Source organism: [Erwinia] mediterraneensis (genome assembly GCF_900604315.1).
In the GTDB taxonomy this organism is placed as follows: domain Bacteria; phylum Pseudomonadota; class Gammaproteobacteria; order Enterobacterales; family Enterobacteriaceae; genus Pantoea; species Pantoea mediterraneensis_A.
The window spans coordinates 1,609,720-1,631,380 of sequence record NZ_LR026978.1 but is presented as its reverse complement, the minus strand read 5'-3'; the positions used below and the strand labels follow the sequence as shown (position 1 = coordinate 1,631,380).

General features: G+C 52.8%; 21 protein-coding genes and 1 pseudogene. 14 read left to right on the top strand and 8 right to left on the bottom strand.

Annotated elements, in window-relative coordinates; all coding sequences use genetic code 11:
* Positions 1-5 precede the first annotated feature (5 nt).
* Positions 6-596 carry an HD domain-containing protein gene (locus tag E0E17_RS07675; RefSeq protein WP_130833065.1) on the top strand — a complete coding sequence of 197 codons (591 nt, stop codon included), beginning with the start codon at positions 6-8 and terminating at the stop codon, positions 594-596.
* A gap of 38 nt (positions 597-634) precedes the next feature.
* On the opposite strand, the gene E0E17_RS07670 is transcribed toward E0E17_RS07675, so the two are convergent.
* Positions 635-937 carry an HTH-type transcriptional regulator gene (locus E0E17_RS07670; RefSeq protein WP_130833063.1) on the bottom strand — a complete coding sequence of 101 codons (303 nt, stop codon included), beginning with the start codon at positions 935-937 and terminating at the stop codon, positions 635-637.
* Positions 938-1,620: 683 nt separating this feature from the next.
* On the opposite strand from E0E17_RS07670, the gene E0E17_RS07665 reads away from it, so the two are divergent.
* From E0E17_RS07665 to E0E17_RS07645, 5 genes are all read left to right on the top strand, one after another.
* The gene (locus tag E0E17_RS07665; RefSeq protein WP_130833061.1) at positions 1,621-2,337 is read left to right on the top strand and encodes a DUF3053 domain-containing protein; all 717 of its coding nucleotides are present in this window, start codon (positions 1,621-1,623) and stop codon (positions 2,335-2,337) included.
* A gap of 443 nt (positions 2,338-2,780) precedes the next feature.
* A complete protein-coding gene (locus E0E17_RS07660; RefSeq protein ID WP_130833059.1) occupies positions 2,781-4,712 on the top strand; it encodes a PTS mannitol transporter subunit IICBA in 1,932 nt (643 codons plus the stop codon).
* A 90-nt stretch (positions 4,713-4,802) separates the two neighbouring features.
* Positions 4,803-5,951: a mannitol-1-phosphate 5-dehydrogenase gene (mtlD, locus tag E0E17_RS07655; RefSeq protein WP_130833057.1), complete on the top strand. Its 1,149-nt coding sequence runs from the start codon at positions 4,803-4,805 to the stop codon at positions 5,949-5,951.
* A gap of 61 nt (positions 5,952-6,012) precedes the next feature.
* Positions 6,013-6,558: a mannitol operon repressor MtlR gene (gene mtlR / locus E0E17_RS07650; protein WP_207302046.1), complete on the top strand. Its 546-nt coding sequence runs from the start codon at positions 6,013-6,015 to the stop codon at positions 6,556-6,558.
* Positions 6,559-6,648: 90 nt separating this feature from the next.
* On the top strand, positions 6,649-7,011 hold the full coding sequence (locus E0E17_RS07645) for a YibL family ribosome-associated protein (protein WP_130833053.1): 363 nt from the start codon (positions 6,649-6,651) through the stop codon (positions 7,009-7,011).
* A gap of 9 nt (positions 7,012-7,020) precedes the next feature.
* Here E0E17_RS07645 and E0E17_RS07640 read toward each other — a convergent pair whose 3' ends face one another.
* The 3 genes from E0E17_RS07640 to E0E17_RS07630 all read right to left on the bottom strand — a co-directional run bounded on the left by E0E17_RS07640 (position 7,021) and on the right by E0E17_RS07630 (position 10,650).
* Positions 7,021-7,983, bottom strand: a complete 963-nt coding sequence (locus E0E17_RS07640; RefSeq protein ID WP_130833051.1) for a VirK/YbjX family protein — start codon at positions 7,981-7,983, stop codon at positions 7,021-7,023.
* A 250-nt stretch (positions 7,984-8,233) separates the two neighbouring features.
* A complete protein-coding gene (gene sodA, locus E0E17_RS07635; protein ID WP_130833049.1) occupies positions 8,234-8,851 on the bottom strand; it encodes a superoxide dismutase [Mn] in 618 nt (205 codons plus the stop codon).
* Between the two features lie 458 nt (positions 8,852-9,309).
* Positions 9,310-10,650 carry an aspartate aminotransferase family protein gene (locus E0E17_RS07630; RefSeq protein ID WP_130833047.1) on the bottom strand — a complete coding sequence of 447 codons (1,341 nt, stop codon included), beginning with the start codon at positions 10,648-10,650 and terminating at the stop codon, positions 9,310-9,312.
* 168 nt (positions 10,651-10,818) lie between these two features.
* Between E0E17_RS07630 and E0E17_RS07625 the strand changes: the two genes are divergently transcribed.
* Positions 10,819-11,595 carry a DeoR/GlpR family DNA-binding transcription regulator gene (locus tag E0E17_RS07625; protein ID WP_130835493.1) on the top strand — a complete coding sequence of 259 codons (777 nt, stop codon included), beginning with the start codon at positions 10,819-10,821 and terminating at the stop codon, positions 11,593-11,595.
* Here E0E17_RS07625 and fdhD read toward each other — a convergent pair.
* Entirely contained in the window at positions 11,592-12,416 is an 825-nt protein-coding gene (gene fdhD / locus E0E17_RS07620) for a formate dehydrogenase accessory sulfurtransferase FdhD (protein WP_130835492.1), read from the bottom strand. The two genes, E0E17_RS07625 and fdhD, sit on opposite strands and share 4 nt — an antisense overlap.
* Before the next feature lie 266 nt (positions 12,417-12,682).
* Between fdhD and fdhE the strand changes: the two genes are divergently transcribed.
* From fdhE to E0E17_RS07585, 7 genes are all read left to right on the top strand, one after another.
* Entirely contained in the window at positions 12,683-13,609 is a 927-nt protein-coding gene (gene fdhE / locus E0E17_RS07615) for a formate dehydrogenase accessory protein FdhE (RefSeq protein ID WP_130833045.1), read from the top strand.
* A gap of 62 nt (positions 13,610-13,671) precedes the next feature.
* Positions 13,672-14,283, top strand: coding sequence for a glutathione S-transferase (locus E0E17_RS07610; RefSeq protein ID WP_130835491.1), 612 nt, complete (start codon positions 13,672-13,674; stop codon positions 14,281-14,283).
* A 283-nt stretch (positions 14,284-14,566) separates the two neighbouring features.
* A complete protein-coding gene (locus E0E17_RS07605; RefSeq protein ID WP_130833042.1) occupies positions 14,567-15,424 on the top strand; it encodes a DUF3289 family protein in 858 nt (285 codons plus the stop codon).
* Entirely contained in the window at positions 15,418-15,903 is a 486-nt protein-coding gene (locus E0E17_RS07600) for a DUF943 family protein (RefSeq protein ID WP_130833040.1), read from the top strand. The genes E0E17_RS07605 and E0E17_RS07600 overlap by 7 nt, the downstream gene beginning before the upstream one ends.
* A 151-nt stretch (positions 15,904-16,054) precedes the next feature.
* Positions 16,055-16,267, top strand: coding sequence for a DUF3289 family protein (locus tag E0E17_RS07595; protein ID WP_130835490.1), 213 nt, complete (start codon positions 16,055-16,057; stop codon positions 16,265-16,267).
* Positions 16,264-16,749 carry a DUF943 family protein gene (locus E0E17_RS07590; RefSeq protein WP_130833038.1) on the top strand — a complete coding sequence of 162 codons (486 nt, stop codon included), beginning with the start codon at positions 16,264-16,266 and terminating at the stop codon, positions 16,747-16,749. Before E0E17_RS07595 ends, E0E17_RS07590 begins: the two co-directional genes overlap by 4 nt.
* Positions 16,750-16,864: 115 nt before the next feature.
* Positions 16,865-17,350 (top strand): DUF943 family protein, encoded by a 486-nt coding sequence (locus tag E0E17_RS07585; RefSeq protein ID WP_130833037.1) that lies wholly within the window; start codon positions 16,865-16,867, stop codon positions 17,348-17,350.
* Between the two features lie 84 nt (positions 17,351-17,434).
* Here the strand turns inward: E0E17_RS07585 and glyS are convergent, their stop codons facing one another.
* The 3 genes and pseudogenes from glyS to E0E17_RS07570 form a co-directional block, all read right to left on the bottom strand.
* Entirely contained in the window at positions 17,435-19,504 is a 2,070-nt protein-coding gene (glyS, locus tag E0E17_RS07580; protein ID WP_130833036.1) for a glycine--tRNA ligase subunit beta, read from the bottom strand.
* A 9-nt stretch (positions 19,505-19,513) separates the two neighbouring features.
* Positions 19,514-20,425 (bottom strand): glycine--tRNA ligase subunit alpha, encoded by a 912-nt coding sequence (gene glyQ, locus E0E17_RS07575; RefSeq protein WP_123802203.1) that lies wholly within the window; start codon positions 20,423-20,425, stop codon positions 19,514-19,516.
* 167 nt (positions 20,426-20,592) lie between these two features.
* A pseudogene (locus E0E17_RS07570) lies at positions 20,593-21,495 on the bottom strand (Rpn family recombination-promoting nuclease/putative transposase).
* Positions 21,496-21,661: the final 166 nt, after the last annotated feature.

Genomic DNA, 21,661 nt, shown 5'->3' with positions numbered 1-21,661 from the left:
AACACATGAAATTTTCACTGGAAGAACAAGCCCGGCACTATGCTACCCGGGCTCATGCCGAAATGGGACAACGGCGGAAATATACCGATGAGCCCTATATTGTCCATCCGGCAGCAGTCGTAGAACTGGTACGCAGCGTAACGGATGATGAAATTGTGCTGGCAGCCGCCTGGCTGCACGATACCGTAGAAGATACCCCTACCACGCTCCAGGATATTGAAGTTCATTTTGGTGAACCGGTCGCGCGCCTGGTCGCTATGCTTACCGACAGTGCGCAACCCGGTGCCCGTAACCGTGCCGCGCGCAAACTGGCGCACTTTCGCCATACCGCTGATGCTTCGCCCGACGCGCAGACCATCAAACTGGCAGATATCATTGATAATACACACGCCATTGTACGCTTCGATCCCCATTTCGCCCGGGTGTATCTGGTGGAAAAGCGCATCCAGGTCAATCTGTTAAAACAGGGAGACGCACGCCTGTGGCAACAGGCTTCGACCATTATTGAGCGCGGCATCGAGCAGCTGGCGCAACCGCCGTACAACGTGCCGGAAAGCTGGTTTATCAAACAGGCGGCGAAATATCAGAGCGAATAGCAATAAAAAAACCCGCCGGATGGCGGGTTAATAGTGACTTATTTCTGATTCAGAAGTTGTCGCCCGAGATAGGGATTGGTATGCAGCAATTGCATCAGCTTTTGTGCCGTTGCGGAAGGACGGGTACGGCGCGCCTCCCATTTTTTAACGGATGAAACGCTCACGCCCATTACCCTGGCAAATTCGTCTACCTGCATACCGGTCATTTCTCGTAAGCGCTGTGGCTCCGGGATAGACTCTTCTTTAATCTGAATCGCTGAAACGGAAGGCTTAGCATCACGTGTCAAAACAATCTGCTCAAGGCTGCTGAGCAATTCAGTCATTGGATCTTTTATTTCCATAGGGTACTCCTCAAAACTCACTATGAAGCACGTGAAAGGGATAAGGGCATGAATCTGAAGCTCAGATTCTGAAAACCGGTGAATTCAAGCTGCATCCCGCAAGGGTTTGTTATGGTTGTTCTCTGGAAACCACTACGGGACACAGCCTGCTGCGCACTGCTAAAAGAGAGTCAGATCAATGCAACACATTTACCGGGATCCTAAGTATTAGTAGAAACCACCGGGTTTGCCGCCCTGTTTACGATCTTTTTTTTACTATGATTATGCGATTTATTGTTTAGCTGAACTAACCAATTGAGTTGCCGGACTTTGTGACTTATCTGTACAGCTAAAAAAATTTTTTCTGTCCGGGAGAAATGTGTCTTTAAGTATGACCTGGGTTGCGGATCGCTGATTAATTGAGCAAAAAAGATGCCAGATTGTTATACCATTGATCTGACGCCGATTTATCTGAAAGCAGCGTTTTACGTCCGTTGTCTTGCACATTTTTCGTCCTTTTCATGCACTATTAACAGGCATTTGCGCCGCCCATCCGGTCGACCGGGCAGAAACCCGCCTTCAACAGGATAAAAGGCACGCCCTTTCCGCGCCTGTGCATTGTGCGCCCCTACCCCCTTGTTCTATCCTTTAGTACCATTTCCTTTTTTTAAGACAGGCCATTTTCACTGACAGGAGTTGAACCTATGGCGTCAGGAATTTCCCGCAACTGGATGCGTACAGGGTGGCTGCTGACAGCGGCGCTGTTGGTATTTCAGCTGACTGGTTGCGGTGACAAAGAGGGCGAGCAGCGTAAAGCCTTCATCGATTTTCTTCAGAACACCGTTATGCGCAGCGGCGAACATCTGCCCAGTCTGAGTGAAAACCAGAAGCAGAGCTTTGGTAACTATGTCAGCGACTACGCCATCATTTATGGTTTCTCACAGCAGGTGAACCGGGCTGTAGATGAAGGTATGCGTCCGGTGGTGGATGAGCTTTCAGCGATTCGCGTGCCGCAAGATTATCTGACGCATCGTGATACGCTGCGTCAGAGCAGTGGCGCACTCAGCGTGTTAACCCAGCAGATCCAGAGCGCGAAAATGCAGGCAGATACCAGCAAGGCCGCTCTGAAACAGCCGGACGATCTGAAAAAGGTCTATGACGACGTTTATGCTCGTGTGGTGACACAACCCGCTAACTTACTTATTCCGCTGTTACCCAAACTGCAGGCGTTGAGCCAGGATGTGGTACAGACTGGTGACTTCCTGCAATCACAGGGCGACCGGGTAAGTTTTGAGAACAGTGGCGTACAGTTCCCGACGCAGGATCAGGCAGCACAGTACAATACGCTGATGAGCAATCTTTCGACTAACGTGCAGGCATTAACCCAGGCGCAAAACGCGGTACAGGGTGGTCTGCAGTAAGTTCCCTAAGGGGTAGCACTCTCGCTGCCCCTTATCCTTTTCGTTACTCACTTACAGCTTCTTTTCTTCCGCTGATCCTTCCGCGCATAAAGTGTGAACTGGCGCATTTTCGACCAAAAAAAATTGTGATAAAGATCACACTTATGAAACAAAGCCCCCCGCTAAATAAGTGATATTCATCACGTTTTTACCCCTGAAATGGCGAAAAAATGTCCACCGTGCTTTTCTTACAGCTTATTTTTGTGATCAATATCACTAAAAACACCCCTTACGCCTACAAGAATGCGTGACATGCATCACACTTTCCTGGCGGTGCTACGCAGCTTAATAAACGCATGATAGAGTCCGCGTGCATACAGGAATACCGACGGCTCCCCGCCGTGATGTCTAACAAAAACAAACGCGCTCTCTTATTTAAGCGCGTCTCAATAAGGGGTGGGTTTATGTCTTCATCTGCCAAGGTCAGAGTACAAAGCTTTGGTCGTTTTCTCAGTAACATGGTAATGCCAAACATCGGCGCCTTTATCGCCTGGGGTATTATCACCGCATTGTTTATTCCAACCGGCTGGATCCCCAACGAAACGCTGGCGAAGCTGGTTGGCCCGATGATCACTTATCTGCTGCCGCTGCTGATCGGTTTTACTGGTGGCCGCCTGGTGGGTGGTGATCGTGGTGGCGTCGTCGGTGCCATTACCACGATGGGGGTGATTGTCGGCGCGGATATGCCGATGTTCCTCGGCTCCATGATCGCGGGCCCGCTGGGCGGCTGGGCGATTAAGTCTTTTGACCGTGCCGTTGACGGTAAAATCAAAAGCGGTTTCGAAATGCTGGTCAACAACTTCTCTGCCGGTATTATCGGTATGCTGTTGGCGCTGCTGGCATTTCTGGCTATCGGTCCGCTGGTTCAGGGCTTATCGCATCTGCTCGCCGCCGGTGTCAACCTGATGGTGCAGAACAACCTGCTGCCGTTGACCTCTATCTTTGTTGAGCCGGCCAAAATTCTGTTCCTGAACAACGCCATCAACCACGGTATCTTCTCGCCGCTGGGTATCCAGCAGGCCAGTGAAGCGGGCAAATCGATCTTCTTCCTGATCGAAGCCAACCCGGGGCCAGGCATGGGCGTGCTGGTGGCTTACATGGTCTTTGGTCGTGGTAGCGCCAAACAGTCTGCCGGTGGTGCCGCAATTATCCACTTCCTTGGTGGTATTCATGAAATCTACTTCCCGTACGTGCTGATGGCTCCGCGCCTGCTGCTGGCGGTCATTCTGGGCGGCATGACCGGCGTCTTTACCCTGACGCTGCTGAATGGCGGCCTGGTGTCTCCCGCTTCACCGGGTTCTATCCTTGCCGTGCTGGCAATGACGCCCAGAGGCGCTTACTTTGCCAACATCGCCGCTATTATCGCCGCCTTTGCCGTCTCCTTCGTAATCGCTTCGGTGCTGCTGAAAACCAGCAAAGTGAAAGAAGATGACGATATCGAAGCCGCAACGCAGCGTATGCGCGAGATGAAAGCGCAGTCTAAAGGCCAGACAGGTAGTGCGCCGGTGGCCAGCGATGCCATGAGCGTTGATCTGCAACACGTACGTAAAATTATCGTAGCCTGTGATGCCGGTATGGGCTCCAGTGCGATGGGCGCAGGCGTGCTGCGTAAGAAAGTGAAGGATGCAGGTCTGACCAACATTTCGGTCACCAATACCGCGATTAACGCCCTGCCCGGAGATGTTGATCTGGTGATTACCCACCGCGATCTGACGGAACGTGCAATGCGTCAGGCCCCACATGCGCAGCATATCTCGCTGAATAACTTCCTCGACAGTGGGCTCTATACCAATCTCACCGAGCGTCTGGTGACAGCAAACCAGGGTGAAGCCCACAGCGAACCCGTACCTGCACCGGCGAGCAGCGCGAGCAACAGCGACAACGCACAGCTCTTCCGCCTGGGCGCAGACAATATCTTCCTCGGACTGAGTGCCAGCAATAAAGAGCAGGCGATTCGCTTCGCCGGTGAGCAGCTGGTGAAAGGTGGCTATGTGCAGCCGGAGTATGTGGATGCCATGCTGGCGCGTGAAGCCCTGACACCAACCTACCTGGGTGAATCGATTGCTGTCCCGCACGGTACGGTTGAAGCGAAGGATCGCGTGCTGAAAACCGGTGTGGTCTTCTGCCAGTATCCACAAGGGGTACAATTTGGTGAGGAAGCGGATGAAGTTGCCCGTCTGGTGATCGGTATCGCTGCACGCAACAACGAGCACATCCAGGTCATCACCAGTCTGACCAACGCGCTGGATGACGAAAGCGTGATTGAGAAGCTGGCGAATACCAAAAGTGTACAGGAAGTGCTGGATCTGCTCTCTGGCAGCGCCGCAGCAGCCTGATCGCTGGCGTTTTCCCTGGGGCGGGTATGCCCGCCCCCTTTTCTGGGGCGGGAATGCTCGCCCCATCGTTATTTGAGGTGGGACAACACGATGAAAGCGTTACATTTTGGCGCAGGTAATATCGGCCGTGGTTTTATTGGTAAGCTGCTGGCGGATGCAGGTATTGAACTGGTATTTGCGGATGTGAATCAGGTGGTTCTGGATGCGCTGAATGCGCGTCATGAATATCCGGTTCAGGTTGTCGGCGAGCAGGCAAAAGTGGAAGTGGTCAAAGGCGTCAGTGCGGTAAACAGTACCAGTGACGACATCGTTACGCTGATCGCTGAAGTGGATCTGGTGACTACTGCGGTAGGCCCGCAAATCCTGGAGCGGATCGCCGGCGGTATCGCGAAAGGGCTGGCCAGACGCAGCGACAACGGCAATACCCGCCCGCTCAATATTATTGCCTGTGAAAATATGGTGCGCGGCACCAGCCAGCTAAAGCAACATGTGCTGAAAGCGCTGCCTGAAACGTATCACGACTGGCTTGAACAGCATGTTGGCTTTGTTGATTCCGCTGTAGACCGGATTGTGCCGCCTTCTGCAGCAGACAGCAGCGATCCGCTGGAAGTGACGGTCGAAACCTTCAGTGAATGGATTGTCGATAAAACCCAGTTCAAAGGCGAATTGCCTGTTATTGCCGGTATGGAACCGACCGATAACCTGATGGCCTTTGTTGAACGTAAGTTGTTCACCCTGAATACCGGACATGCCATTACCGCCTACCTGGGGCAACTGGCTGGTCATCAGACTATCCGCGATGCCATTCTGGATGAGAAAATCCGTGCGGTGGTAAAAGGCGCGATGGAAGAGAGTGGCGCCGTATTGATCAGGCGCTACGGTTTTGATGCCGATAAACATGCCGCCTATATTGCGAAAATCCTTGGTCGTTTCGAAAACCCCTGGCTGAAAGATGATGTAGAGCGCGTTGGCCGCCAGCCGCTGCGTAAGCTCAGCGCTGGTGATCGTCTGATCAAACCCACGCTGGGCACGCTCGAGTATCAGTTGCCGCATGACAATCTGGTTAAAGGCATTGCCGCAGCCATGCACTACCGCAGCGAGCAGGATCCGCAGGCGCAAGAGCTGGCCGCCCTGCTGGCAGAGAAAGGTCCCCAGGCTACGCTGGCTCAGGTTTCCGGTCTGGATGCCGATAGCGAAGTCGTAGCGTCAGTGGTCAACGCTTATCACGCTATGGTGTAACAGGCGCAGTTCAGCGACCCGCGCGGGCACAGGCGATCTGTGCCCGCAACGCTGTCAGACAATGCAGACAAAAATGGAAGAGAAGCAAGCTTTTGAAAACCGGGTGCTTGAGCGCCTGAACGCCGGCCGCTCGGTGAGAAGCTTTCTGATCGCCGCCGTCGAGCTATTGGCCGAAGCCGTTAACCTGCTGGTGTTGCAGGTGTTTCGCAAGGATGATTACGCGGTTAAATATGCGGTAGAACCGCTATTACTGGGCAATGGGCCGCTGGGCGAGCTGTCAGTGCGTCTTAAACTGATCTACGGGCTGGGTGTTATCAATCGTCATGAATATGAAGATTGCGAATTGCTGCTGGCACTGCGCGAAGAACTCAATCATGACGACCATGAGTATCGTTTCACTGATGACGAAATTCTCGGGCCGTTTGGCGAATTGCATTGCGTGATTGCCTGGCCGCCGCAACCGGCATTTACGCATGAAAATGCGGAGTTTCGTGCTATGCAACAGCAGCGCTATCAACAAATGGTGCGATCAACAATGGTGCTGTCGCTGACGGAGCTGATTTCCCGTATCAGCCTGAAGCAGGCCTTTAAGAAATCCTCGGTCTGATCCTTAACCCTGGCGGGACAGAGGATCCCGCCACCCTTTCCTGCAGGTTTTCGTGTATCCTTTGCCTGTTTTCCTTAACGAGTTGCCGTCATGAAAGAACAAGAAAAAGCCGAGATTAAACGTTTGAGCGATCAGCTCGACGCCCTGAACCGCAAAGAGCCCCAGCTGATGGAAGCAGGCGATGCAGAAAAGCTGGGCGAGCTACTGAAAGAGAAAGAGACGCTGGTGGCCGAAATTGAGCGCCTGCGTAATCAGCGGGAGCAGAAGCTGAGTAAAGAGGCGCAAAAGCTGCAGCAGCTGCCCTTTAGCCGCACTATTACCAAGAAAGAACAGGCTAACCTGGGCGCGCTGAAAAAAAGCGTGCGCGGTCTGGTGGTTGTGCATCCGATGACCGCGCTTGGTCGCGAAATGGGGCTTAGCGAGATGACCGGCTACGCCAGAAAGCCGTTCTGATTACAGCTGTCAGGCGACCGCCTGCTCAGGCGGTGCCAGACCGGCCGCCTGGTTAACCTGTTGTGTCAGCGCATCCAGCAGGTCATAACGGCGGCGGTACTCTGCCCGCTTTTTACTGGCGATGCTTTCCAGCGCCTTACGCGGGATGCTTAAGGGCAGCCGGAACAAACCATCCGTGCAGGCTTCGCCGCCCACTGACAGCCAGAACTCACTGTAGCTGGCAAAAAAATGCCCCTCTTTACTGTGGCGATAGCGACGGCTGCGAAAGACGTGAGTGTTATCCCCGGAAGCAATAATATTTTCTACCCCACAGAGCTCCGCCAGGTTAAACAGCGTTTCCAGCAGCAGGCGCTTGGGAAATAAGCCGTGCGCCGCTTTTGTTGCGTCCCGAATAATATCATTCGAAATATCTTTTCGGGGTCCCTGCAGGCCGCCAATAAAGAAGGTTCGCTGCTGATGGTTAATCAACAGTGAAAACGAGAGCGAGGCGATTAACTGTGCCTGATAACGCAACTCCAGAGTAATTTCGCCTTCCCGATCGAAACGCCCCGGACAACACTGGATTAAAATTTCCTGGCCCTCTTTCCCGCTCAGTTTTGCCAGTAAATTATCTCCCGGGCTTTGCAACAGCTGCTTCAGCGTTGCATTCTCAAGACGGGAAATCTGGCTGTAGTGACTGATGATCGCCTGCGCGCGTTGCGCCACGCTGAAGCCCGCCTGCAGATAAGGACGATGTAGCTTGGCGGGTAGCAGACCCTGCACTGTCAGCAACTGGGGCAAATCAGGCAGCCTCGACAGCTGCTGCAGATAGCGCAGCGTCGTCACGGGCCAGACCAGCGTACGCAACAAAAACTTCAGACGAAAGCGTTTACTTTTCCATAAACTGGAAGGCAGATATTTTCCGCTGGTTAATTGTAAAAAGAGTGATACGGGCGAATGATGACTCATCCGTTGCGCTGTTATCCGGTGCATAAGCTTTATTATTTATTGAATCAGTTTGGCCACAGCGTACGGCGGGAAATATCAACGTCAGGTTAATAGCGTAACGGTAAAGAAAAGCGCGGGGAAATATTTTCAGTTTGTTGAGTGCAGGTTTAATTACTTAACAGAAATTTTTCCAGCTTATTACTTTTTTGGCGCATCCAGAGACGCGACGCTGTTAGCGTGCAGACATAAAAAAAACCGGTGAAAAATTTCACCGGTTTCTCAGTCAGACTAAAACTTATTTAGCCGCAGCGAAACGTGCCGCAGCTTCATCCCAGTTCACTACATTCCAGAACGCTTTGATGTAGTCAGGGCGTTTGTTCTGATACTTCAGGTAGTAAGCGTGTTCCCAGACGTCCAGGCCAAGGATCGGGTAACCAGAGGCACCGGAGATCGCTTCGCCCATCAGCGGGTTGTCCTGGTTTGCGGTAGAAACCACCGCCAGCTTGTCGCCTTTTTTCACCAGCCACGCCCAGCCAGAGCCGAAACGGGTCGCTGCCGCTTTTTCAAACTCTTCCTGGAATTTTTCCACGCTGCCGAAATCTTTTTCGATGGCCGCTTTCAGGTCGCCCTGCAGGGTGGTACCCAGTTTCAGGCCTTTCCAGAACAGGCTGTGGTTAGCATGGCCGCCGGCGTTGTTACGCAGTACGGTTTTTTTCTCTGCCGGAACCTGATCCAGTTTAGTGATCAGTTCTTCTACCGGCAGATCAGCGAATTCAGTCCCTTCCAGCGCCGCATTGGCGTTGTTGACATAGGTCTGGTGATGTTTAGTGTGATGGATTTCCATCGTCTGCTTGTCGAAGTGCGGTTCCAGTGCGTCGTATGCGTAAGGCAGGGATGGCAGTGAATAACTCATGTTCAACCTCTCCATTTAATGTTTGGGCAGCACTTCTGGTTGGAGTGCCGCGTCAGCAGTGAGATCATTATAGTTAAATTCATGATCCATAAAAGCGTAATCAATGCCTTAATAAAGATAAGGTTTTGATGTAACCGGAAAAAGGCGGTCAGCGATCGCCGGTGTCGGGCGACTTCAGCCCGGCCAGTTACCTGCTCTCTGTGCTGACAGGCAAAGCGACGGGGGAGAAATCGCGCCCACCCTGAAAGGCATTATCGGTAAACGGATGAAGGATGTTAAAGCGGCGTTTGACTGCCTGTTCTTGCCCCTTTTGCGCCTGATGCGCTAATCACCGGCTTGAAGTGCGGCTCTGCCGCTGGCCTGACTGCGCATTTCCCCTGCAGACGTTGACAGCCCGGGGGTGGTGCCGCCCCCTTCAATACCAGTTGGCTTACGGCGGCGCAGGCCGCCGTATCGCTTTACTGTCCCAGCTCGCGCAGCGAGCTATCCAGTGCTCCCACCAGCCAGTCAATATCCTGTTCCTGAAACGCCAGCGGCGGACGCAGCTTCAGCACGTTGCCATAAGGACCTGCGACAGAGGTGAGTACATGGTGGTCACGCAGCTTCTCAATCAGATCAAGCGCCAGCGCTTTATCCGGCGTTTTGTTGTCAGTATCGCTGACCAGCTCAAAGCCGATAAACAGCCCCGCGCCGCGCACGTCCCCCACGCAGGCATAGCGATCTTTCAGCTTACACAACTCCGCCAGCAGCTTCGCGCCTGTTACGCGGCTGTGCTCCTGCAGACCCTCTTCCTGGATTACCTGTAGCACCGCCTGTGCCGCAGCCATCGCCACCGGGTTGCCACCAAAGGTATTGAAATAGGGGATCTCGTCACTGAAAGCAGCCAGCACCTCGCTTTTTGCCAGCAGACCGGAAACCGGAATACCGTTCCCCATGGGTTTGCCGGTGGTAACGATATCGGGCACAACCCCATGACGGGCAAAGCCCCAGAACGCGTCGCCGGTGCGGGCGAAGCCCGGCTGGACCTCATCAGCAATGAAAACCCCGCCATTGGCGTGCACCCGCGCTATCGCTTTTTGCAGAAAGCCCGGCGGGTTTGGCAGCACGCCATCGGAAGAGAAGATGGAATCAGCAAGGAAGCCGGCAAATTTAATACCGTGCGCCTGCATATCATCGATCTGCTGCTGGATTTGGTCCGCAAACCACTCGCCCAGATCGGGCGCATCGACACGATACGCATCCGGCGGCGGAACCAGACGCGTAGTGGCAGCCAGTGGCTGCCCGCTGCCCAGCGCAGGCGAAGCGCCCGAAGTCAGATCGCTGGTGCCGTGATAGGCTTCCTGCGTCACGATAATACCGGTGCCGCCGCTGTATGCGCGCGCAACCCGAATCGCCAGATCGTTCGCTTCCGAACCGGTGCACATATACATGGCACGATCGATTGCCGCTGGTGTGGTCGCCAGTAAGGCTTCGGAGTAATCAAGGATACGCTCATGCAGATAGCGGGTATGGGTATTCAGCATTTTCATCTGCTGCGTCACCGCTTCGATCACTGCCGGATGGCAATGACCGATACTGGCCACGTTGTTATACACATCCAGATACTTTTCGCCCGCCGCGTCCCACAGATATTGTCCTTCCCCGCGCACCAGATGCACCGGTTTGCGATAAAAGAGGCGATAGGATTCACCCAGTACCTTGCTGCGTTTATCGGTCAGTTTGCGTACATCCGCATCCAGCGCAGCGGCGTGCTCTGCACGAAAGCTATTGGTATCCATGATGGTTGAACGTGTGGCCATGGTCACTCCGGTGGCAAAAGTGAAAGGGGCATACGGGACAAAACGAATCGCTTCATCATGACGCCTTTCCAGAAAAAAGCAACAAAATACACAAACGCAACGAAATACACATGACGCGGCGCGTCTGCTCCGCTAAGCTGAGCGCTCGTACAAAGAGGGAAGCCGATGATGCTGCAGGAAACTCGCTTACAACGCATTCGCGCACTGCTGATGACCATGAAACAGGTCAGCACAGAGCGCATTATTAACGAGCTGGGGGTTTCACGCGAAACCGCGCGGCGCGATATCATCGAGCTGGAAGCGCAGGGGCTGGCGCGGCGCGTACACGGCGGACTGGTGGCGCTGGGTGAGAACACGCCGGAACCGCCGCTGCGTGTGCGTAGCGCCGCCATGGCAAAAGAGAAGCGCGCCATTGCCCGTGCAGCTGCCCGGCTGGTCCTGCCGGGGCAAACGCTGTTTCTCGATGCGGGCAGTACCACTACCCTGCTGGCGCAGGAGCTACGTACCCTTTCCGGGCTGACGATCATCACTAACAGTCTGCAGGCCGCGCTCGCCCTGAGCGCTGCCGAAGAGCATGAAACCCTGAATAATGAGGTCATTCTGCTGGGCGGCGCCATGAGCGCCGGGGCACAGCAAACGCGTGGTGAATTTACTGTGGGGGAGATTTACCGCTTTCGCGCCGATGTCGCGCTGCTGTCGCCGGTCGGCATTGAAGCCAAAAATGGTGCCAGCAGCTTTCATCCCCACGAAGCCGCTATCGCCCGCGCCATGGTTCAGCAGGCAAGTCGGCTGATTCTGCTGGCGGACCACAGCAAGCTGGGCGTTATCAGTCGCAGCCAGTATGCGCCGCCGCAGGCGATCGATATGCTGATCACCGACAGCAGCGCCAGTACGCCTTCTCTCACGGCGCTGCGCCAGGCCCTGCCGCAGGTGATGCTGGCTTAAATCAGTCGCTGCGGATGGGTGTAGATGGTGGCACGGCCCGGCTTGCTGAAACCCACCAGCGTCAGGTTGCTGCGTTCAGCCACCTCAACAGCCAGACGCGTCGCGGCGGAAACGGCAAACAGGATTTCAACACCGCACATCGCCGATTTCTGCACCATTTCATAGCTGGCGCGGCTGGATACCAGCACCGCGCCCTGCTGCCAGGCCTGCTGGCTACGGTAGCCAAGCAGCTTGTCGAGCGCTACATGCCGTCCCACATCCTCGCAGCCGCCGGTGAGCATTCCTTCCGGCGCAATCCAGGCGGCGGCGTGGGTACAACCGGTTTTCTGTCCCACCGGCTGATAATTTTTCAGCTGACGTAACGCCGTATCAAGGTTTTCCAGCGCAAAAGTCTGGGTAAAGGGCAAAGGCGCGATGGGCTTACCAATTTGCTCCAGCTGCTCTACACCGCATACGCCACAGCCGGTACGGCCTGCCATCGCCCGGCGTTGCTCTTTCAGCCCCATAAACCGGCGGCTGGAGAGTTCAATCTGCACCTCAATGCCGTTACAGGTCGCGACCACATCCATGCCATAAATTTCAGAAGGGCGATCGATAATACCTTCTGAAAGTGAAAATCCGAGGGCAAACGCCTCCAGATCTTTGGGGGTGGCCATCATCACAACATGCGAAATGCCATTATAGACCAGCGCAACCGGCACCTCATCGGCCAGCCAGTCGGCCTGCGCATGGTGCAGATTGTCTCGCTGCCAGACCTGAGCCTGATGCAGACCTGCTGTCTCATTCACTGGCGGACGGGATTCCGCTTCGCTATCTTTCACTTTCACTGACTCCGGACCTGAAACTTGCTCAATATAGAAGGAGATTGCGCACGGCTGGTGCGCAAACAGGCAGCAATTCTGAACCTGTGAAGCGCACACCGCAAAGGCTTTGTGTGCGGATAAAAAGGAATTTTGAGCGGAAGTGTCGCTTACAGGCTGCTATTATCAGCCTGATAGTGATGTCGCGCTGTCATGATGCTGGCGGCGCCCGCTCAGGCGCAGCGACGCTGAACGCGCCTCTGCCCACCACAACAGGACACGCCCCGATGAGTATTCGCATAATCCCGCTGGAACAGCCGGAGAAAAGCGACAGAACAGCGGCGGAAAGTATCCCACCGCTTCTTTTTCCACGGCTGAAGAATCTTTATAGCCGTCGTGCTGCCCGATTACGCCAGCTGGCCCCCAGAAACCCCCTGGGCGACTATCTGCGTTTTGCTGCTGTGATCGCGCAGGCGCAGGAGATCGTGTTGTACGATCATTCACTCCATATGGATTTGTACGCGCGGCTGGCGCAAAGCGCCCGCGACGGTAAGGCTCCGCTGGATATTCATACGCTGCCACGCAGCAACCACTGGCAACGCCTGCTCCATTCGCTGATTGCGGAACTGAAACCGGAGATGAGCGGCCAGGCGCTGGCGGTGCTGGAGAATCTGGAAAAAGCCTCGTCGCAGGAGCTGGAAGCGATGGCCAGTGCGCTGTTCGCAGCGGATTTCGCCCGCGTCAGCAGCGATAAGTCTCCTTTTATCTGGGCAGCCCTGTCGATTTACTGGGCGCAGATGGCTGCGCTGATCCCGGGCAAAGCACAGGTGGTTGAAGGTGAGCAGCATCAGTTCTGTCCGGTATGCGCCAGCATGCCGGTATCCAGCGTGGTACATATGGACAGACAGCAGGATGGGCTGCGTTATCTGCACTGTAACCTGTGCGAAAGTGAATGGTATGCAGGTACAGGTCAGTGCTCAAATTGCGGTCAGACGCACGATCTTCATCTCTGGTCGCTGGAGAGTGGGGAAACCGCCATCAGGGCGGAGAGTTGCGGTGGCTGTGGCACCTACCTGAAAATGCTCTATCAGGAGAAAGAGCCCGCCATCGAGCCGGTGGCAGACGATCTGGCCTCGCTGGTACTGGATGCCCGTATGGAGCAGGAAGGATTTGCCCGTAGTAGCCTGAATCCCTTTATGTTTCCGGGCGAGTAAGCTGACTGGTCCCTTTTCCCGGCAAGCAAGCATTAACGGAAACCAGACAACGGAGAGAGATGATGAAACTGATCGGCAGCTATACCAGCCCTTATGTACGTAAGATTTCCGTCCTGATGCTGGAAAAGGGCATTGTTTTTGAGTTCGTTAATGAGTCCCCCTGGGATGCTGAAAGCCATGTGCCGCACTACAATCCGCTGGGACAGGTGCCTGCGCTGGTGGCTGATGATCAGCATATCTGGTATGACTCTGCAATCATCGCCGCCTGGCTGGATACCCGCCCGGAAGGCCCGGCATTTCTGCCGGACGATCCGCTGCAGGCGCTGAAGATCCGTCAGCTGGAGAAACTGGCGGATGGGATCAGCGATGCCGCACTGACGATCGTGCGCGAGCAGCTGCGTCCGGGCGAGCAACAATCAGAAGAGGTGATGTTGCGGCAGCGCGAAAAAATCCGCCGGGGTCTCGATGCACTGGAAAAGGAGGCGGCCAGCGGCCAGCTGCTGAACAGCGATACTCTTAATCTTGCCGATATCGCCACGGGCTGCACCATTGGCTATCTCAACTTTCGTCGGGTCATGCCGAACTGGTGCGTCAACCGCCCGGCGTTAGTGAAGCTGGCTGAGAAACTCTTCCAGCGCGAGAGCTTCGCCCGCACCGTTCCGCCCACAGCCTGAGCGCATGTTGAGCGGGAAAAGCGATTCCTCTCCGGAGTATCGCTTTTCCCGATCGTTCCCGCCCTGCGGCGCATTTATTCTATTTGTCAGGGATGCTTGTTGGTCAGAACGTGATACGCTGAATATTTAATATATAAATTATTTTATTTAAAATAAATATATAATAGATTTATTATTCGCATAAATATTAAAGCGATTTGCGCACTTGATTTTAAAAATCAAGAGAGTAATCTTGGAATATGCAAGGGAGCTGTTTCATATAATTGTTTAAAGGAATAAAACAATGGTCCAGGTCATGACATCTGCCTCCTGCCCACTCGCAATGCCCGTCGCGTTATATCGTACCCAGCAACCTATGGATGATTATCGCGCTGATGATATGCGTTACGGTGATTTAACGGAATTACAGTTAAGAGAAAGATTTAAACTGGAAGAGGTTTGCTACGGTCTTAACCCCTGGCGGAGCGAAAAGATCACTTATCCAGAAGTTAAAACCTATTTTGAACCATTGCCTTCAAAGGTGGAAAAGGTTAGCCATGATGAGATGGCGAGCCTGTTGTTTAATGAGCTAAGAAAATCGACATATGCTTTTAGCTGTCTGGGTTATCGCCATCTCTTTTTACAATTAGTCAATCACATGCAAAACAGCAATGGTGAAGCTTACAGAAGCGAAGCCCTTAATATGGCTTACAGAAAAAATATTTTGTCTGATAAATCAAGGGACAGCTCACTTCTCAAAATAAAAGAAGAGATTGAAAAAAGTATCGACTGGAAAAGAAAATTATTAATCGAGGAAAAATTAAGGAGCATACATACTGCAATAACAGGAACTGTTTTACCTAAATTTAAAAGATGGTATGACGCCTTTAATGGCTTAGGCCTTGCAGTACATGATGTTTATGCGACGCATATAACATTGCAGTCAATTATATTATCCGAAAACAAATATCAGGCTTATATTCATTATAAGGGGCAGGATCATTTCGGCCTCGATGAAAAAGATATAATGAACCCCTTTTTTCATGATTTCTCTTTTTTCCGTATCTGGTTTCTTTTACAGCATTGGGAAAGATTCAATTACAAACCCTTTCTGACCAATATGGAGGCTACAGTGGTTATTAGCGGTACAAAATTATGGTAAAACGCAAAAATATCTTAGTTTCTTTCATGTTCATCTTTCTTCCAATTTACGTTATCTGGAGAATGCTCCTTCCTGTTAAGATTATCGCTATTCATTATAAACCTGATAGCTATGAAAATATTCTGGTGAAAAACTTTCCTGTGACGCCTTACGGACAAATTGCCTGGTGGAAGAAAAACCGTGCAATGTTGAAAGAAAAATATGGCATTCCCCATAAAAACCAGTACGGTCATTTCTTTGTCAGCGTATGGGATTTTGCTGACGGTTACAAAGAGATGCCCACGCATGATTTAAGATTAAGCACCCAAACTACAGACCTGCTTTGCTATGAAGAAATGAAAGTAAAAGCCAACTGTATAGAAAAGAACTGGCTGATGGATTACACCAGCTCCGTCAGCGGGACTAATTATCTTTCACTCTATGCCGGAATCTGGAAAGAGCTGCCGAACGGGGATTTTATCAAAGTACGTGATCACTGACCCGTCAGATAAAGTCGGGGTTACGTCCGGCGTTAAGCAGGCTGGCAGGAAAATTGTTCCAGCGCGAGAGATTCGCCCGCATTGTTCCGTCCCGAACTGACCGCGTTTTGAGTGTTAACACTGACTTAGCCTAAAATAACATTGTTGGCCCATAATATTTTACGGAAATAAATACCTGACTACTATTCACTATAAGGGCCAGGATCATTTCGGACTTGATGAAAAAGATATCATGACTCCAAAATTTCATGACTTATCATTTTTTCGCATCTGGTTTCTACTACAACGTTGGGAAAAGTTTGGCTACAAACCCTTTCTGACGAATATGGAAATCACAGTGACCATTAACGGTGTAAGACAATGATAAAAAGAAAATTTATTTTGGCTTTCTTTCTATTCTTTTTCCTTCCTGTTTACTGCATCTGGAGAGTATTATTGCCGGTTAAAATCGTCGCCGTTCATTATCATCCTGATCAGTATGATGACATTTTATTAGAAAACTTTCCTGTTACTCCCTACGGGCAGATTGCCTGGTGGAAGAAAAATCGTGCAATGTTGAAAGAAAAATTTGGCATTCCGCATACTGACCAGCGCGGTTATTTCTCTGTATATATCTGGGATTTTGCCGACGGCTATAAAGAACGGCCTACCCATGACTTAAGATTAAGCACGCAAACCTCCGATCTACTCTGTTTTAAAGAAATGAAAGTTAAAGCCAGATGTATCGAAAAGAACTGGCTGATGAATTACACCAGCTCCGCCAGCGGGGCTAACTATCTGTCACTCTATGCGGGGACCTGGAAAGAACTGCCAAACGGGGATTTTATTAAAATAAGTGATGACTAACCTGTCAGATAAAGCCGGGGGTACGTCCGGCGTTAGCCAGACCGGCCGGGAAAATTTTAACTACTCGCCTTTAGGGTCAACATGAAATCCACAATGAAAATATCGGTACAGATCAATGATAAAAAGTAAGCATATTCTCGTTGCTTTCCTTTTTGTTTTTCTTCCACTGTATTTTATCTGGAGAGTCTCTTCTCCTGTTGAAATTATAGCCGTACATTATCAAGCAGGTAGTCATGAGAATATCCTGGTAAAAAACTTTCCTGTGACGCCTTACGGGCAAATTGCCTGGTGGAAGAAAAATCGTGCAATGTTGAAAGAAAAATATGGCATTCCGCATAAAAATCAACGGGGCTATTTTCTTGTTAGTGTATGGGATTTTGCTGACGGTTATAAAGAAATGCCCACGCATGATTTAAGATTAAGCACCCAAACTACAGACCTGCTCTGCTATGAAGAAATGAAAGTAAAAGCCAGATGTATTGAAAAGAACTGGCTGATGGATTACACCAACTTCGCCAGCGAGGCTAACTATCTTTCGCTCTATGCCGGAACCTGGCAAGAACTGCCAAACAGAGATTTTATTAAAATAAGTGATGACTGACCTGTCAGCTAAAGCCAGGAAGCTTCCTCTGCGCGCCATAAAAAAGGCGAACCCGGGGGCTCGCCTGGTGGGCAAAACGCGCGCTTACTGCAGCAGGGAAATATCTGCTACCTGCAGGAACAGCTCACGCAGTTTCGCCAGCAGCGTCAGACGGTTAACACGCACCGCCTGATCATCCGCGTTAACCATCACCTTATCGAAGAAGTTATCGACCGCCTCGCGCAGCTGCGCCAGTTCAATCAACGCATCCTGATAACGCCCTTCCGCGAAATAAGGCTGCAATTTGCTGGTCAGCGCCGTCACGAACGTTGCCAGTTTAATCTCTTCGTTCTCTTTCAACAGCGAGGCCTGCACGCTGTCGTTCAGCGGCTCGTTCGATTTCGCCAGAATATTGGAGACGCGTTTGTTGGCTGCTGCCAGCGCCGCCGCTTCATCCAGCGTACGGAAGTGGGAAACAGCCTTCATGCGCGCATCGAAATCGGCCGGACGGGTCGGACGACGGGCCAGGACGGCCTGCAGCGTATCGATGCTGTGTCCTTCTTCCTGATACCAGCTACGGAAACGACCCAGCATAAAGTCGATCACATCATCGACCACCTTGTCGTTGCTCAGCTTGCTGCCGTAGAGGCGCACCGCTTCTTCCGTCAGGGTCTGCAGATCCAGCGGCAGGTTTTTCTCTACGATAATGCGCAGCACGCCCAGCGCAGCACGACGCAGCGCGAAGGGGTCTTTATCCCCTTTCGGATGCTGACCGATACCAAAAATACCTGCCAACGTATCCATTTTATCGGCAATCGCCAGCGCGCAGGCTACCGGGTTGGAGGGCAGATCGTCACCCGCAAAGCGCGGCTGATACTGTTCATTCAGCGCGACCGCCACATCTTCCGCTTCGCCGTCATGACGCGCATAGTGCATGCCCATCACGCCCTGGGTGTCTGTGAACTCAAACACCATATTGGTCATCAGGTCGCATTTGGAGAGCAGACCGGCGCGCGTGGCATGGTTGACATCAGCGCCAATCTGGCTGGCAACCCAGCCCGCCAGCGCCTGAATTCGGTCAGTTTTGTCACGCAGGGTGCCCAGCTGTTTCTGGAACAGCACGGTCTCCAGACGCGGCAGATGATCTTCCAGACGCTTTTTACGGTCGGTATTAAAGAAGAACTCGGCATCAGCAAGACGCGGACGCACGACCTTCTCGTTACCGGCAATAATCTGCTGCGGATCGGAGGATTCAATATTGGTGACGAAGATAAAGTTCGGCAGCAGCTTGCCGCTGTCATCGTAGACCGGAAAATATTTCTGATCGCCCTTCATGGTGTATACCAGCGCTTCTGCCGGCACCGCCAGAAACTTCTCTTCAAAGGTCGCGGTCAGCACTACCGGCCACTCTACCAGCGAGGTCACCTCTTCCAGCAGGCTGTCGCTCAGATCGGCTTTGCCGCCCAGCTGACGAGCCGCTGCTTCGGCGTCTGCTTTGATTTTCGCTTTACGCTCATAATAATCGGCGATCACTTTACCGCGCTGACGCAGCACTTCCGGATAGTCATCTGCGCGTTCCAGCGTAAATTCCGGCTCGCCCATAAAGCGGTGACCGCGGATGGTACGACCCGATTCGATGCCTAACACCGTGGCGGGAATCAGCTCTTCGCCCAGCAGCAGGGTAACGGTATGAACCGGACGCACAAACTGTACGTCGCTGTCGCCCCAGCGCATCAGTTTCGGAATCGGCAGCTTGCTCAGTGCGTTACTGACCATCGCGGGCAGCAGCGCCTGAGCGCTTTCGCCTTTCGTCAGGGCGCGATATACCAGCCATTCGCCTTTGTCGGTGCTCAGACGTTCTGCCTGATCGACAGTAATGCCGTTGCCCCGCGCCCAGCCTTCTGCCGCTTTGGTCGGCTTGCCTTCGGCATCAAACGCCGCCGCAATAGCGGGGCCGCGCTTTTCAATTTCACGATCGGGCTGTGACGCGCTCAGGCTGGCGACTTTCAGCGCCAGACGCCGGGGGGCAGCAAACCAGCTGACCTCGCCGTGCGCCAGATTTGCGCCATCCAGTTCGGCAGTCAGATTGGCGGCAAACGCCTCCGCCAGGCTACGCAGTGCTTTGGGTGGCAGCTCTTCGGTGCCAATTTCCACCAGAAAAGTTTGTTCAGTCATGGCTGCCTCTTACTTGTTGTTATTGCACATCGGGAAACCCAGCGCCTCGCGGGAGGCATAATAGGCTTCAGCCACGGCTTTGGTCAGGGTGCGGATGCGCAGAATATAGCGCTGACGTTCGGTCACGGAGATCGCTTTGCGCGCGTCCAGCAGGTTAAAGCTGTGCGCGGCTTTGAGAATGCGCTCATAAGCGGGCAGCGGCAGCGGTTTCTCCAGCGCTAACAGCTGCTGCGCTTCTTTCTCATACTGCTCGAAGCAGGTGAAAAGGAAATCGACGTCAGCGTATTCAAAGTTGTAGGTGGATTGCTCCACTTCGTTCTGATGGAACACATCGCCATAGGTCGTTTTACCCAGCGGGCCGTCGCTCCATACCAGATCGTAGACGCTGTCGACACCCTGAATGTACATCGCCAGGCGCTCAAGGCCATAGGTAATTTCGCCGGTTACCGGCTTACATTCGAGGCCGCCCACCTGCTGGAAGTAGGTGAACTGCGTCACTTCCATGCCGTTGAGCCAGACTTCCCAGCCGAGTCCCCAGGCACCCAGCGTCGGGTTTTCCCAGTTATCTTCAACGAAGCGGATATCATGCACCGTGGGATCCATACCCAGCTCTTTCAGCGACCCGAGATACAGCTCCTGAATGTTATCTGGCGATGGCTTGATGATCACCTGGAACTGGTAATAGTGCTGTAAGCGGTTCGGGTTTTCGCCATAGCGACCATCGGTTGGACGGCGCGACGGCTGCACATAAGCGGCCGCAATCGGCTCAGGCCCTAAGGCGCGCAGGCAGGTCATAGGGTGAGAAGTGCCAGCGCCCACTTCCATGTCCAGCGGTTGAACAATGGTGCAGCCCTGACGTGCCCAGTAATCCTGCAAGGTCAGGATCAGGCCCTGAAAGGTCTTGGTATCAAACTTTTGCATGATGAATTCGCACGCGATACGGATGGTTTTTAAAAGAGTGCGACAGTATACCCTTTGACCGCGCGATGTGCAGCCGGAAATCGGGACGACCTGTCCGGCGTTGAAAAAGTGTTCAGTGGATTGGCATTCTGCCCGCCGTCAGCACTGACTACCGCGGGCAGATGACATCAGTGCCTGATTCTGGCCAGGTCCGCCTGAGTCAGGCCGGTCGTTTCAAGGATGATGGCCGGCTCAATACCTTTTTTCAGCATCGCCAGGGCGATTTCCAGACGGGTTATCTGCTCGCCTTCCATTCGTCCTTCTGCTTGTCCTTCCAGCTTTAATCTCTCTGCAATAGTCATAAAGAGCTCCTTATGTTCCGGTAAGCGGCAAACCAGCTCCTGTAAGAAAGCACGTGGTCGGGACGTATCACCGGTTTGCATCAGCCAGTTCAGCAACGTTACTTTCTGCTCAACGGTATTATATCCCGCCTGCTACAGCTCAACCAGTCGGTCGACCAGCTCGGACAGATCGCGAACATAAATATGCTTCAACATCAGTTCCAGCAATGCGGTCGCACGATGCTGCATAATTTCGTCATCCGCCATAGCGCCAACGTCTATCAACGGAAAAGCGTGGGTATAGATCTGACGAGCGCTTTCGGGGTCACTGAATAAATCGAGCCAGTTCATTGACGCAGTCCACGGCGACGCGCGCCCATGACAGAATAGCAGCGGTATAACCAGCGGCAAATGGACATGTCCTGCGTCCAGATGACGCTGCATTGCAGCAATTGCATACCGCATTAACCGGAAGGCCATGTGTTTATCCGCGCTGCTCTGATGCTCAATTAATGTATAAACATAGCCGTCGCCCCGCACGGTTTTCAGTGAATAAAGCACGTCGGCAAAGTAGGGTCGCAGGTCCTCCTCCAGAAAAGAACCAGACTCCAGTTGTAGCGTGTCCAGATTGCACAAGTTGAGCAGTGATGGTGGCAGATGAAAGGTCAGGAAATCCCGTGCCGTAGCCGGATGGCTAAGAAAAGTTTTGAACAGTCCGTCATGGGGCATGGATGAAGTACTGTTATTCATTATCGTCCCTGATATGAAAATAGCGCCAGCAAACCTTAACATATTAAAACAGAAAGAAAATTACCGGAACCGCTAACAGATTCAGCTCAGTGTCTGCCCGGCAGAGCTTGCGGTATGAGGATCTGAACGGCGGGTACTGCATCCGTTTCTGATTTTCCGATGGAAA